Annotated in this window: 10 protein-coding genes and 1 tRNA gene; 7 read left to right on the top strand and 4 right to left on the bottom strand. The window is 68.9% G+C overall.

Annotated elements, in window-relative coordinates:
• Positions 1 to 190: 190 nt before the first annotated feature.
• Complete coding sequence (locus tag FJ887_RS01750; RefSeq protein ID WP_249356746.1) at positions 191 to 1648, top strand: APC family permease; 1458 nt, start codon at positions 191 to 193, stop codon at positions 1646 to 1648.
• Between the two features lie 422 nt (positions 1649 to 2070).
• On the opposite strand, the gene FJ887_RS01745 is transcribed toward FJ887_RS01750, so the two are convergent.
• A tRNA-Ser gene (locus FJ887_RS01745) sits at positions 2071 to 2158 on the bottom strand.
• Between the two features lie 137 nt (positions 2159 to 2295).
• On the bottom strand, positions 2296 to 5853 hold the full coding sequence (locus FJ887_RS01740) for a maltokinase N-terminal cap-like domain-containing protein (protein WP_137826704.1): 3558 nt from the start codon (positions 5851 to 5853) through the stop codon (positions 2296 to 2298).
• Positions 5854 to 6049: 196 nt separating this feature from the next.
• Here FJ887_RS01740 and ilvA point away from each other — a divergent pair, with 196 nt between their 5' ends.
• Positions 6050 to 7333 carry a threonine ammonia-lyase IlvA gene (gene ilvA, locus FJ887_RS01735; RefSeq protein WP_137826716.1) on the top strand — a complete coding sequence of 428 codons (1284 nt, stop codon included), beginning with the start codon at positions 6050 to 6052 and terminating at the stop codon, positions 7331 to 7333.
• A 1-nt stretch (position 7334) separates the two neighbouring features.
• Here the strand turns inward: ilvA and FJ887_RS01730 are convergent, their stop codons facing one another.
• Positions 7335 to 8510: an epoxide hydrolase family protein gene (locus FJ887_RS01730; protein ID WP_137826705.1), complete on the bottom strand. Its 1176-nt coding sequence runs from the start codon at positions 8508 to 8510 to the stop codon at positions 7335 to 7337.
• A gap of 195 nt (positions 8511 to 8705) precedes the next feature.
• On the opposite strand from FJ887_RS01730, the gene FJ887_RS01725 reads away from it, so the two are divergent.
• The 5 genes from FJ887_RS01725 (at position 8706) to FJ887_RS01705 (ending at position 12620) form a co-directional block, all read left to right on the top strand.
• Positions 8706 to 9263: a CGNR zinc finger domain-containing protein gene (locus FJ887_RS01725; protein ID WP_137826706.1), complete on the top strand. Its 558-nt coding sequence runs from the start codon at positions 8706 to 8708 to the stop codon at positions 9261 to 9263.
• A gap of 75 nt (positions 9264 to 9338) precedes the next feature.
• Positions 9339 to 10397, top strand: coding sequence for an NAD(P)H-quinone oxidoreductase (locus FJ887_RS01720; protein ID WP_137826707.1), 1059 nt, complete (start codon positions 9339 to 9341; stop codon positions 10395 to 10397).
• On the top strand, positions 10394 to 11224 hold the full coding sequence (locus FJ887_RS18630) for a proteasome activator (RefSeq protein WP_140954835.1): 831 nt from the start codon (positions 10394 to 10396) through the stop codon (positions 11222 to 11224). The genes FJ887_RS01720 and FJ887_RS18630 overlap by 4 nt, the downstream gene beginning before the upstream one ends.
• Positions 11221 to 11790 carry a hypothetical protein gene (locus FJ887_RS01710; RefSeq protein WP_137826709.1) on the top strand — a complete coding sequence of 190 codons (570 nt, stop codon included), beginning with the start codon at positions 11221 to 11223 and terminating at the stop codon, positions 11788 to 11790. Before FJ887_RS18630 ends, FJ887_RS01710 begins: the two co-directional genes overlap by 4 nt.
• Positions 11787 to 12620: a Cof-type HAD-IIB family hydrolase gene (locus FJ887_RS01705; protein ID WP_137826710.1), complete on the top strand. Its 834-nt coding sequence runs from the start codon at positions 11787 to 11789 to the stop codon at positions 12618 to 12620. The genes FJ887_RS01710 and FJ887_RS01705 overlap by 4 nt, the downstream gene beginning before the upstream one ends.
• Positions 12621 to 12688: 68 nt before the next feature.
• Here FJ887_RS01705 and FJ887_RS01700 read toward each other — a convergent pair whose 3' ends face one another.
• Entirely contained in the window at positions 12689 to 13537 is an 849-nt protein-coding gene (locus FJ887_RS01700) for an HAD family hydrolase (RefSeq protein WP_137826711.1), read from the bottom strand.
• Positions 13538 to 13556: the final 19 nt, after the last annotated feature.

The raw sequence follows: 13556 nt of genomic DNA, 5'->3' as shown, positions 1-13556 counted from the left end.
CCCGAACTCAACGCAACGGATTTCGCATTGCCGAGCGCAACCTCGGCGATCATCTCTTCTCTATCCGTGGTCGAGATTTCGCATTCAGTTGAATTGCTCTACCATCGACATGGCGCAGATCACGTCTGCGCCTTCGTGGGCGACGCTGCTCAGGCGCCGCCGACGGCAAGACTCATCGGGGAGGATTGATATGGCGGCATCAGGATCGCTCAAACGGAACCTGGGACTGTGGTCCATCGTCGGACTCGGGCTCGGGTACATGACGCCGACGGTCGTCTTCGACACGTTCGGCATCGTCTCGGACGAGACGAACGGTGCGGTGCCGGCGGCCTATCTCACCGCGCTCGTCGTCATGGTGTTCACGGCGTTCAGCTACGGGAAGATGGTCCGGGTCTTCCCCACGGCGGGCTCGGCGTACACGTATACGCGCGAGACGATGTCGCCGGGGCTCGGCTTCCTCGTCGGCTGGACCTCGCTCATGGACTACCTCCTGCTGCCGATGGTCAACTGCCTCATCATCCGCCTCTACATGGAATCGATGGTCCCCGACGCACCGCCGTGGATCTGGGTCGTCGCCTACACGGTCATCATGACCGGCATCGTCCTGTCCTCGATGCGGGGCACGGCGAACATCAACGCGCTCCTGCTCATCTTCTCCCTCGTCCTCATGGTCACCTACTGCGCGCTTGCGATCGCGCAGCTCAATGCCGGTGAGGGCGCGGGCACGGTCTTCAGCCCCGAGCCGTTCATCCATGACGGAGTCGAGTTCAGCGCGGTGCTCACCGGCGCGACGGTCGTCTGTTTCTCCTTCATCGGCTTCGATGCGGTGACGATGTATACGAACGAGGCCAAGCACGTCAACCTCATGCCCAAGGCGATCCTCATCACCGTCCTCGCCGGCGGTGGCATCTTCCTCGTCGCGAGCTACATCACGCAGCTGCTCTACCCGGACAACTCGCAGTTCACGATCGTCGACGATCCGCTGCCGGAGATCGGGCTGCTCACCGGTGGGCCGCTGTTCCAGCTCTTCTTCGTCGCCGCCGCGTTCGCGGCGACCGTGGCTTCGGGGCTCGCCTCGCACGCCTCGGTGTCGCGCATGCTGCTCGTCATGGGACGCAACGGGGTGCTGCCGCGCAAGGCGTTCGGCTACATCAACCCGAAGACGCACACGCCGGTGTTCAACATCGTCCTCGTCGGCCTCGTGTGCCTCTTCGCGATGTCGTTCAGTCTCGAGTTCATCTCCGCGCTCATCAACTTCGGGGCGCTCATCGCGTTCACCTTCGTCAACCTCACGGTCATCGCCCACTACGCGTTCCGCACGCGTCAGGTCGTCGACGCCAAGTCGGCGTTCAGCTACGTCGTCATGCCCGCCATCGGGGCGATCCTCACGGGAGTGCTCTGGGTGAGCCTGCATGAGACGGCGCTCATCGGCGGGCTCGTGTGGTTGGCGATCGGCGTCATCTACCTCGCGATCCTCACCCGTGGCTTCAAACGCACGGTTCGCAGCTTCGACGATCCCGAGGCCGACGCCGAGATGTCGGAGCCCGAGGTCCCGGAGCACGGTGCGGCGACGGAAGCAGGAACCGGCGCGGCGCCGGGTTCGGGGTCTGGCTCGGGGTCTGCTCGACCGGGGAAGACGGCCGACTGATCGGGGCGTCGGTCCGCGGACGCTGGGGCAGCGGTCTGCGGACGCTGGGGCAGCGGGTCTGCGGACGCTGGGTCGCGTCGGCCCACAGTCCTTGAGGACCGAAGCGCGGACGCTGGGGCATCCGCTGGGGCGATCGCGCAGGCTCGGAGCGTCGTTGCGCCGCCTCGCGGTGGGGATTGCGCCGGGTCGACGCGGGGGTGCTGCACAGCCTCTTCGCGGGGGCGAAGCGACCAGACCTTCGTAAGCTACCAACGTTCTCGAGCGCCCGCCTCACACAAAAGTATGAAATCGGCCCGGTTTCGCGTCACATTCCTCGCCGAGGCGGCCGGCCATATGAGGGTTCCGGCCGGTTCTCTGCGGGACCGGTCCGGTACGCAGAAATGCGCTGCGACATCCGTCGATGTCGCAGCGCATTTCGTCAGCGGAAGCGGTGGGATTCGAACCCACGGTACGGGGTTGCCGCACAACGGTTTTCAAGACCGTCTCCTTCGGCCGCTCGGACACGCTTCCAGTGGTTAACCCGGCCTGCTCAGCGCGGAGCTGAGCCAGAACAGTTTCTCACAGTCGCGCGAACAACTGCCAATCGCGTTGGCTCGCCGACGATCGGCGCCCTACAGCGATCGGTCGAGTGCGGCGAGCAGCGGCGTTCAGTGCTTGTTCTTGCCGTTCTTCGGCTTCTTCTCGCCAGGCACCTCGCGTGCCGGTCCGGCATCGTGCTTGTGCCGTTCGGTCGGGGCGCGGCCGGTGGAGTCCGCATCCGCCGAGGTGGCACCGCGGGCAGCGAACGTCGCCGGAACCCGGGAGACGACGAACTCGGACTCCTCCTCGTCGTCGAACTCGTCCTCGTCGGTGGTCACACCGCCCGGCGCGGGACGGCCGGGGCGCTGAGCAGGTCGAACCGGCGCTTCGGCGACACCGGAGTCCTCCTTCGCGGCATCCGCGTCAGCGGAGTCGGTGACCTCGTCAGCAGTGTCGGTGTCACGGGCCGGAGCCGGAACACTGTCGGCCCTATCCACGTTGCCGTCGCCGTCGATACGGTCGGCAGAGTCTGCGCTGTCGGCGACCGGCTCGTCGGCGGCGGAGACCGCTGACGCCGTCTCCTCCTCTTCGGCCACGCGCGGGGCGTCGGGCAGCATGTCCGGAGCGTACTCCGGCGGTTCGGGCGGCAGCGGCGGTGCGTCGGGCATCGGCGCAGTCCGCTCGACCGGCGGCTCTTCGGCCAGCGGCGGGGCATCGGCGGCGGCGCTCGATTCGGACTCGGCGTCAGTCCGCGATTCGAACTCGGTGTCGGTCGACGTTTCGGACTCAGCGACTGGCCGCGTTTCGGCCGAGGCTGCCGACTGGTCGAGCGCTTCGACGTCGGCCTCGACGAGGCCATCCGAGTCCCCGGATGCCAGTTCGCTGACGATGGGATCGACCTCGGGCACGCGTTCGTCGACCGGTTCGACCGCCTCGGTGGTCACCCCGTCGACGTACGAGCCCTCGGTGGTGAGGTCCGGACCGGCGGGTCCGCCCTTGGTCGACTCGTGCTGGATGAAGAGCGTCCGCGTCACCGTGGTTCCACGCACCGAGGTGGTCACCGCGTCATCTGCAGACGCGTCGTCCGCTGTCACCGCGGGGTACGGGTCGGAGGTGCGCCCGCCGGAGCGCTCGGAGCCGGCCTGGGCGTCGGTGGGTGCCTCGACACTCGGCTCGGTGAAGCCGCCGCCGTCGGCGACCATATCGGCGATCGATTCGTCAGTGGTCGACACTGCTTCCGCCGACACGGCGTCGACCGGGGTGTCATGAAGACCGACATCGCGCGGGGTGGTGGCCGCAGATTCGGAGCTCGCCGAGGCGGTCACAGCCTCATTCGTGTCCGAGCCATCGGCACCGGCGGCGCCGTCCTCGACGCCCGCGTCAGGCGCAGCGTCGACGTCGCTCGCAGAGCCGGTCTGTCCCGCAGAGCTGGAATCGTCCGCAGAGTCGGAGTCGTCGGCAGAGTTTGTGGCGCGCGATTTCGTGCGCCCGGTGTCAGGCCCGTCAGCATCGGACCCGTCTGCGTCGGAGCGTTCAGCATCGGAATCCTCTGAGGAGGCTGCCGCTGCGCCGGCGACTCCGGCCGCTCCGACGACTCCGGCCGCTCCGACGACTCCGGCAGCACCGGCGACGAAGGCCGCACCGGAACTCGAGAGTCGATCATCATCGCGGGCTGCATCATCGCGCACTTCAGCGCCGTCGCTCTCCGCGCCATGGGTCGTCTCAGGTTGAGCCGCATCCGATCCGGGCGAGGCCGGTCGTTCATCGGCGTCGGACGGGTCCGCACCCGCAGCTGCATCACCGGTCACACGGTCAGCCGAGGCGCCGTCAGCGTCCTTCGTCGAGTCACCAGACCCCGTGGCGGTCGCCTCGGCGTCGGTAGCGGTCTCACCGACTGCGTCAGCAACATCAGGTGAGCCAGCAGGCGTCGCATCGCTGGCGCCAACAGCGCCTGCACCGCCATCGCCGCTCTCGCCCGCAGCATCACCCGCACCGACAGAACCGGCGCCAGCGCCGCTTGCGGGCACACTGAGCTCCGCCTCGGTGGGGTCGCCGGCGCCGCGGGCGGGCTTGCCCTTGAGGATGAGCGTGAGGGTCGCCAACGGCACCGACAGCCAGTTCGGGCGGTTGCGCAGTTCGGTGACGGTCTCGACGAGGAGCCTGTCGATGAGGGACGCGCGCAGCACCGGATCGCTGAGGCCGATGCTCTCACCGCGCGCCCGGGAGTACCCGCTGAGCAGCGAGTTCTGCACCTGCGAGGCCCACAGGTACTCCGGCGAATCGTAGATCGCCCGCAGCGCTGAGGGCTTGTCGCCGAAGCCGTTGACGACGAGGCTGCCGTCCTCAGCGTTCAGCGCGTCTGTGCGCTGGAGCCGCGCGAACCCGGCGGCGTAGTCGACGCTGCGGAGCAGGGCGACGAGGTCGAGGGCGACCGGCCTGGGCTCCGAGTTCGACGCATCACTGAACTTGACGACCGCGTAGCCGTCGCTCGGGGAGCTGACGACATGGTCGAGCGTAAGCTCACCGTGGATCTTCTGCAGCTGCCCGATCGTGTCGAGCGAACGCAGCTTGGCCTTGTGCTGCTTGAGCTCGGGCACGAGCGCATCGAGCGCCAACGGTGCTCGGCCGAGTGCCCAGTCGATGCGCTCGACCCACTTGTCGACGAACTCCTTCGTCGGCGCACCCCGGCCCTCGACGATGCCGAACTCGGCTGCCATGTCGGCATGGAGTTCGCCGATCCGCCGGCCCATCTCCGCCGCCTGCGCGTTGTATCCGCCGATCGATCCCGAATCGACGGCGCACACGATGTCCACGGCTTCGCGCCACGCGGGTTCGGCCTCGACGTCGGCGCGGGAGAGCAGCGCCATCGGCGCCTCCATCTCCGTGACCTCGAACATGTCGTACCAGCGCCCCGAACTCCAGCCGATGACCTCGGGCACGCTGCGCGATCCCGCTTCCGTCAGCAGCACGGGGATCGTCAGCGATGACGGCATCCCGTTCTCGAGCACGCGGAAGAAGCTCAGCTCGATCGGCTCGTAGGCGTCGTGGATGACGACGGTCGACTTGTTCGCCCCCGAATCGGCGACCTCGATCGGGCGGATCTCGACGTCGATCTCGTCCTTGACCTCGGTGGCCGGGGGTGCCGTCGCCGGCTTCGGGGGGACCGCCTCGGCGCCGGAGTCCTCAGTCGATGCCCCTGCACTCGCCGAGGTGGCCGACCCCGACGTCGACCCTGACCGTCCCGCGGTCGGCAGGCTCCCCCGGTCGCGGCTGTGACGGAGGGATTCGGTGCTCAGCTGCCCGCCGTCGAAGACCTTGCGCTTGGTGATCGCGTCGGCGAGGAGGTTGACGAACACGGGGTCGGCGGCGCCGTCGTAGACGAAGACGCGACCGAGGGCGAGGTCGTCGACGGTGCCGATGAGGGCGTGGCGGAGGTGGATGTCCTCGGCCCCGCGCAGGGAGAGGGGGATGTTGAGGCGGCGCAGGGTGGGGCCGTCGCCGACGGAGATCACGGTGACGAGGCCGGAGAACCCGCCGAGCTCCTCGGCGGTGAAGGTGAAGGCGCGAGCGACCGACATCGGCGTGATGTCGGGGTCGGTGCCGAAGTCAGCGGCGAGCTTCGGGAACCACGACTGCCGGGGAATCCAGCTGGCTAACAGTTGTTCCAGCTCACTGCTGATGGCCATGTCGCCTCCTTGAAGGGATTACGGGCATCTACCATCCAACCACGATATCGGCCTCCCGCGACCGAGGGCGCACCCGAAAACCCTGAAGTCAGCGGGGTCGCAGGGCCGCGACGAGTGGTGCGACAGGCGGACAGCGCGTTTGCGATGCGGGACGGTTTGCCAGATGGCAAGACACAGGGCGCACAATGGAGGAGTGTTGAAACAAGACGAATCACCCCAGAAGCAATCACTCGCGCACGAGGTCGATGCGGCCGCTGCGCGAATTGCCGACTCCGTGATCACGTCTCCGCTCCAGATTTCGGAGCGGCTGTCCGCCGCGACCGGTGCCACCATCTACCTCAAGCGCGAGGACCTCCAGCCGGTGCGCTCGTACAAGATCCGCGGTGCCTTCAACTTCATGCTCCAGCTCGATGACGATGAGCGCGCCCGCGGCGTCGTCTGCGCCTCGGCGGGCAATCACGCGCAGGGCTTCGCACTCGCATGCCGGCAGCTGGGCATCCAGGGCACGATCTTCGTCCCGAAGACGACGCCGCGGCAGAAGATCGACCGCATCCGCCATTTCGGCGGCGACCGGGTGACGATCGAGATCTCCGGGTCGACGTACGACGACGCCTCGGCGCTCGCGCACCGCTTCGCCGACCGGAACGCAGCCCTCCTCGTCTCCGCCTTCGACGACCCGCGCACGATCGCCGGTCAGGGCACCGTCGCCGTCGAGATCGCCGAGCAGCTCAAGCCGCACCCCGATTACATCATCGTGCCCGTCGGCGGCGGCGGGGTCATCGCCGGCATCGCCGCCTACGCTGCCGAGCACATGCCCAACACCACGGTCATCGGCGCCGAACCTGCGGGCGCCGCCTCGATGATCGCCGCGCTCAAGGCCGGCCACCCGGTGACCCTGGAGAACATCGACCGCTTCGCCGACGGCACCGCGGTCAAGCGCGCCGGCACCATCACCTACGAGATCATCTCCGACCTCGGCGTCGACGTCCGCCCCGTCCACGAAGGGGCGGTGGCCACGGAGATGCTCGCGATGTACCAGGTCGACGGCATCATCGCCGAGCCCTCCGGGGCGCTGGCCTCCGCGGCAATCGGGGCGGCCGGCAGCGGCAAACCCGTCATCGTCGAACCCGGGTCGAGCGTCGTCTGCCTCGTCTCCGGCGGCAACAACGACATCTCCCGCTACCCGGAGATCCTCGAGCGCTCCCTCGTCCACGAGGGCCTCAAGCACTACTTCATCGTCGACTTCCCACAGGAGCCCGGTGCCCTGCGCCGCTTCCTCAACGAGATCCTCGGCCCCGACGACGACATCGCGATGTTCGAGTACGTCAAGCGCTCCGACCGCGAGACCGGGCCGGCGTTCGTCGGCATCCAGCTCGGCGCCGCGGAGGACCTGCCCAACCTCCTCGAGCGCATGGAGTCCTCCCACATCGAGATCGAACGCGTGCACCAGAACTCCCCGATGTTCCGGCTCTTCGCATAGGTCATCGGTCAGCGTCGAGCACCGCGGTGAGACCCGCCCGCAGGTCGTCGACGAAGTGCTCGGGCATCTCGAGGGACGGGAAGTGCCCTCCGCGCACGGGTTCGCGCCAGCGCACGATCCGCCGGTACCGCTGCTCGGCCCACGGTCGGGGACACTTCGACGAGACGTCGACCGGGTACATCGTGATCGCCGCCGGCACGTCGATCCGCAGAGCCGGATCGAGGGAGTTGTGGCTCTCGGCGTAGATGCGGGCCGCTGAAGCACCGGTGCCCGTCAGCCAGTAGAGGGTGATGTTGTCGAGCACACGGGTCCGCGACATCGTCTCGAACGGACCGTTGTCGGTATCCGACCATTCGGCGAACTTGTCGAGGATCCACGCCATCTGGCCGACCGGGGAGTCGACGAGGGCGTACCCGACCGTCTGCGGACCCCATGCCTGCGCTTTCGCATACCCGGCGCGGTTCTGCCAGAAGTCGCGATGGTCATCGACCCATGCCCGCTCGGCGGCGGTGAGGGTGTCCGGATCCAACCCGGGAGGCGCCTCGGCGAACGTCGAATGGATGCCGAGGACATGGTCCGGGAACCGGCCGCCGAGGATCGTCGTGATCACACCGCCCCAATCGCCGCCGTGGGCGAGGAAGCGGTCGTAGCCGAGCCGGGCCATGAGCTCGACCCACGCCGCCGCAGTCCTCTCCGTACCCCAGCCCGTCTCCGCCGGCCGGTCGCTGAAGCCGAAGCCGGGCAGGGAGGGGATGACGACGTGGAAGGCGAGAGCCTCGGGATCCGGCGGGTCGGCGATCTCATCGACGACGTCGATGAACTCGGCGATGCTGCCGGGCCACCCGTGGGTCATGATGAGCGGCACGGCATCCGGCCGGGAGGACCGGCGGTGGAGGAAGTGGATGCCGAGGCCGTCGATTCTCGTGCGGAACTGCCCGATCTCGTCCAGGCGGGTCTCGAACGCCCGCCAGTCGTAGTCGACGGCCCAGACCTCGGCGAGAGCGACGAGGTTGGCGAGCGGAACGCCCTGCCGCCAGCGATCGGCTCCGACCGCGGTCGGAGCCAGCGGCTCGGGTTCGGGCCACCGGGTCGCGGCCAGCCGGGCGCTCAAGTCACGCAGCTCCGCCTCCGGCACGGTGTAGCTAAACGGGTGGATGGCGCTGTCGTGCAGTGGCATGGGTCCTCCTCGACCGAATGCTCGCCTCGTGCTCCGAGACGGCGAATTCTCTGTCACCGGACGTCGACCGCGCCGTCACGGACCGATGGCGAGAGTTGATGAACCAGCTATGACGGTTCTATCATCGGACACCGGCCCCGCACAAGGGTCCAGCACACGGACCGAACACGGGTCCACGGCGTTTAAGGTGAGTCCATGGGTGATGCATTTCCGGAGTTCCGGTTCGGCACGGTGCTCGCGACGAGCTTCACGGGAACGCTCACCGAACGGCAGGGCGAACGCCGCGAGCGGATTCCCACTCCGGCACGACTCCTCGATTGGCTGGCGGTCGTCGGCCTCGACGTCGCCGGGTGCACGGAGGAAGAACTCGCCCTCGCCCAGCAGCTGCGCGAGGCCATCCACCACGCGGCCACCGCAGCAGCCCTCGGTGAGCCGCTGCCCGCCTCGGCGCTCGATGTCGTCAACGACGCCAGCCGACAGGGGTGGGCGGCACCCGTGCTCACCGGTGACGGGAAGCGCCGGTGGCAGCTGAGCAGTGCCGCCGCTGTCGCCGATGCGCTCAGCGTCATCGCCGCCGACGCGATCGACATCATCGCCGGCACCCGCGACGGTCGCCTGGCCCTGTGCGCCTCACCGACGTGCCGCGCGGCGTTCTTCGACACCAGCCGCAGCCGCTCGAGGCGCTGGTGCGATATGAACACGTGCGGCAACCGGGAGAAGAAGGCCCGGTTCAATGCGAAGCATCGGTCGTGACCACTCACCGGTTTCGGATCGGATTCACCGCCGGGCACCCCTGCCGGCCGCACCCCCACGGTCTACAGTGGTCACATGCGCGCTATCACGATTCCCACCCCCGGAGATCCCGAGGCACTGCAGCTCACCGACGTTCCCAACCCTGAGATCGGACCGGACGAGGTCCTCGTCAGAGTCCACGCCGCCGGAGTGAATCGCGCCGACCTCCTGCAGCGACAGGGCTTCTACAACCCGCCCCCGGGTGCGACGGAGATCCCCGGCCTCGAGGTCTCGGGCACGATCGTCAAGCTCGGCGCCGACGTGAAGAACTGGAGCGTCGGCGATCGCGTGGCCGCTCTGCTCTCAGGCGGCGGCTACGCCGAGGAGGTCGCCGTGCCCGCCGGTCAGCTCCTCGCGGTGCCCGACACCTTCGACCTCACCGCCGCGGCCGCCCTGCCCGAGGTGCTCGCGACCGTCTACTCGAACGTCGTCGGCCGCGGTCGCGTCCGCATCGGCGAATGGCTGCTCGTCCACGGCGGCGGATCGGGAATCGGCACCGCCGCGATCCAGGTCGCGAACCTCCTCGGCGTGAAGATCGTCGTCACCGTCGGCTCCGCGGAGAAGGCGAAGTTCTGCCGCGACCTCGGCGCCGACGCCGTCATCAACTACCGCGAAGAGGACTTCGTCGCCCGCGTCCACGAGATCTGCACCCACCCGGATGGGGCGACCGGCGCCGATGTCATCCTCGACATCATCGGAGCCAAATACCTCGAACGCAACATCGCCGCGCTCGCCACCGACGGTCGCCTCGTCGTCATCGGCATGCAGGGCGGCACGACCGCCGAACTCGACCTCAGCACGCTCATGCAGGGACGCAAGACGATCACCGCGACGACCCTGCGCGCTCGACCGCAGTCGCAGAAGGCGGAGATCATCTCCGACGTCGGCGAACAGCTGTGGCCGGCCGTGATCTCCGGGGACATCCGCCCGATCATCGACACGACGGTGCCGCTCGCGGACGCCGCGAAGGCCCACCGCCTCCTCGAGGACGGAAAGACCATCGGCAAGGTGCTCCTCCGCGTCGACGGCGATGACTCTGCACAGGACGACTCAGCACGGGACGACTCAGCACACGACGAAGGAGCGCGCTCATGACCGCAGACGCCACGCCCACCGCGCCCGGTGCCGCTGATCCGCAGGGCGCCCAGGACGGCCTGCAGGCTGCCCAGTCCGATCAGCAGAGCGCACAGGCCCAGCATGGAACCCTGCAGAGCGCACAGGCCCAGCATGGAGCCCCGCAGGACACCGGCACCGAGTCGACCGGCAGTCCCGCAGACCGCGCCGAGGTGCCGGTGACGGCCGGCTCCGAACCGGACCAGGCCGGTCTCGCCCGCGGCGAGACCCTCACGGATGCCGCCGCGCATCCGGACGCCGCAACCGCGGCGGGCACCGGCGATCCGCGCACGGCCGCCGCGGCCAGCGCGGCACCTGCGTCCGCGTCCGGACCTGAGTCCGACTCCGACTCCGAGGCCAGCTCCGAGGCCGACTCGGAGGCCGCCGAGGAAGGCGACATCGCCTCACCGGGCAAGGTGATGCGCATCGGCACGATGGTCAAACAGCTGCTCGAGGAGGTCCGCAGCGCCGACCTCGACGAGAAGGGCCGGCAGCGGCTCGCGGAGATCCATCGCCGGGCCATCGCCGAGCTCGAGGACGGCCTCTCCGCCGAACTCGTCGCCGAACTCGGCCGCCTCGACCTCCCGTTCGACACCGCCGACGAACCCCCGTCGACCTCCGAGCTGCGCATCGCCCAATCGCAGCTCGTCGGCTGGCTCGAAGGCCTCTTCCACGGCATCCAGACGGCGATCATGACCCAGCAGGCGATGGCGAAGCAGGAGACTCCCCCACCCGGCGGGCTCGTTCCCCAGGGTGGACCGGCGGCCGAGGGCGCCGATGACAAGCGCAGGACCGGCAACTATCTGTGAAGAAGCTCTTCTCGTTCCGCAGACGGCGCGCTGACGGTCCCGACGAACAGTTCGGCACGGGCCTGTGGCGCCACAACCACGACCGGTTCCTCCGCGCCGTCGATCGCTACTACACGACCGCGCTCGCGATCCACACCGCTGCCCCGACCGACGCGGCAGGTGAGGGCTCGACCCCTACCACCGCCGCCGAACGCTCCACCCACGACCCCGGCACCACCGCGCCCGAGCCGGCAGCCGCCTCGGCGCGGGATGCGATCATGGCCGGCACCCACCGTCTCAACGACCTGGCGACGGAGATCGATGAGATCACCGCGTGGCTGCACACGCACTGCCCCGTCGACGGCCAGGTCGTCCCCGGCCCCGCCCGCCGGGTCGTCGGGGACACCCCCGAACTGCTCACACGGGCATCGTCGAAGGTCGCCGAGGCGGTCCTCGCTGCCTCGATGGCGCGCGCGGGGACCGCGACACTGACCTCGACGGCCACCGCCACGGACCGCTACATCACCGACGCCGCCGAGCTGCTCGCCCAGGTCAGGCGCACCCTCGCCGAGGCGGACGCCCGATGAGCGCGCTCACCTCACCGCCGCCGGACTTCGAGCTCGGACTCGTCGCCAGCGACATCGACGGCACCCTGCTCACCGACTGGCAGCCGATCTCGCAGGTGACGATCGATGCGATCCACCGCTGCCAGCGGATGGGGATCCCGTTCGTCCTCGTCACCGGCCGCCCGATCCGGTGGCTGGCCCCGATCGCCGAGCAGATCCCCGACCTCGGTCGTGTCGTCTGCCTCAACGGCGCCGTCGTCTACGACATCGCCACGGACACCGTCGTCGATGCGCACCCGCTCGAGCAGGCCGGGGTCGAGGAGATCGTCGCGGCCATCGGCGCCGCCCACCCTGAGGCGCGCTTCGCGTTCGAAACCCTCACCGGGCTCTTCGTCCAGGACGGTTTCGTCTCACGCTCCCCGCACGAGGCCACGGTCATCGGCGACCTCGGAGAGCTCGCCGAGACCGACGTCGTCAAGATCCTCGTCAGCCTCGGCACGACCGACTCGGAGGCGCTCCACGACCTGCTCGGACCGATCGTCACCCGCTCCTGCCACGCCTCGTTCTCCGACCCGGACAACGGCCTCGTCGAACTCGCCCCCGCCGGGATCACGAAGGCGAAGACGCTCGAATCGGTGTGCGACCACCTCGGCGTCGGTCGGGACCGGGTGATGGCGTTCGGTGACATGCCCAACGATCTCGAGATGCTCACGTGGGCGGGCCTGGGGGTCGCGATGGGCAATGCGCTCGATGTCGTCAAGGACACCGCCGACGCCGTCACGGACCCGGTCGATGACGACGGGGTGGCGCACTTCCTCAATGCAGCCCTCGACGCCGTCCCCTCCCGCTGAGGGCGATCACCCTCGGACCCACCTGCTGTGATCGTCCCAGCGACGCGAAGGGGGCTGAGTGCAGAGCGCTACGGACCGGTCGGCCGGGAGCCCTCGACGTCGAGCACTGCGGGGTCGAGGCCGAAATGGTCGACGAGCGCGACGGCGAGCCCGTCGTCCTCGACCGGATCGGTGACGACGCTGCCGAGGACCTTGAGCTCGTCCTTCGCCTGGCCCATGACGATCGAGTGGTCGGCCCATTCGATCATCTCGAGGTCGTTGAGGCCGTCACCAGCGGCGACGGTCCGCTCGTGGTCGATCCCGAGCTCCGACTCGACGAGCGCGAGCCCACTGGCCTTCGACACCCCGTCGGGGGCGATGTCGAGCCAGTTGCTCCACCCCACGGAGTAGCTGACTTCGTGGAGCCCGAGCCGGTCGACCGCCTCGGCGAACTCCTCCGCCGTGCCGTTGACGTCGCGCATGACGATGCGGGTGGCCTGCTTCGTCAGCAGTTCGTCGAAGCCGACGATGTCGAGGGTGTCGGATTCGGAGAGCTCCCCGGGCGGGAACGCCCCTGACGCCCACCGGTGCAGGTCCGGGCCCTCGACGAGGAAGAGGGCCGTCGGCAGCACATCGCGCATGCGCTCGAGCGCGGGCCGCGGGTCGAAGGAGACGACATGGTGCATCTCCCAGCCCAGCGGCGACTCCGGATCGAGCTTGACGACGACCGAGCCGTTCGAGCACACGACGAATCCCTCGGTGAGTCCGAGCGCCCGGACGATCTCGAGGGCTCCCGGCAGGGCCCGGCCCGTCGAGATGACGATGTGGTGGCCCGCCTCGGCGAGGTCGATGAGCACCTGCCGCACCGCCTCCGACAGCATCCCGTCATAGCCGATGATCGTGCCGTCGATGTCGAGGGCGATGAGGTGTGCGGGCACTGCTTCTCCTTGGCCGGCG

Origin of the sequence: Brevibacterium sp. XM4083 (assembly GCF_006489205.2) — a bacterium.
Taxonomy (GTDB): Bacteria; Actinomycetota; Actinomycetes; order Actinomycetales; family Brevibacteriaceae; genus Brevibacterium.
Note: the sequence above shows the minus strand (reverse complement) of the source record. Positions and strands in the feature narration are given on the sequence as shown.

Bases quoted from the DNA above. Each gene is read 5' to 3' on its own strand.
- FJ887_RS01705 (WP_137826710.1), top strand. From the start codon at position 11,787: ATGAGCGCGCTCACCTCACCGCCGCCGGACTTCGAGCTCGGACTCGTC.
- FJ887_RS18630 (WP_140954835.1), top strand. From the start codon at position 10,394: ATGACCGCAGACGCCACGCCCACCGCGCCCGGTGCCGCTGATCCGCAG.
- FJ887_RS01720 (WP_137826707.1), top strand. From the start codon at position 9,339: ATGCGCGCTATCACGATTCCCACCCCCGGAGATCCCGAGGCACTGCAG.
- FJ887_RS01725 (WP_137826706.1), top strand. From the start codon at position 8,706: ATGGGTGATGCATTTCCGGAGTTCCGGTTCGGCACGGTGCTCGCGACG.
- FJ887_RS01750 (WP_249356746.1), top strand. From the start codon at position 191: ATGGCGGCATCAGGATCGCTCAAACGGAACCTGGGACTGTGGTCCATC.
- FJ887_RS01740 (WP_137826704.1), bottom strand. From the start codon at position 5,853: ATGGCCATCAGCAGTGAGCTGGAACAACTGTTAGCCAGCTGGATTCCC.
- FJ887_RS01730 (WP_137826705.1), bottom strand. From the start codon at position 8,510: ATGCCACTGCACGACAGCGCCATCCACCCGTTTAGCTACACCGTGCCG.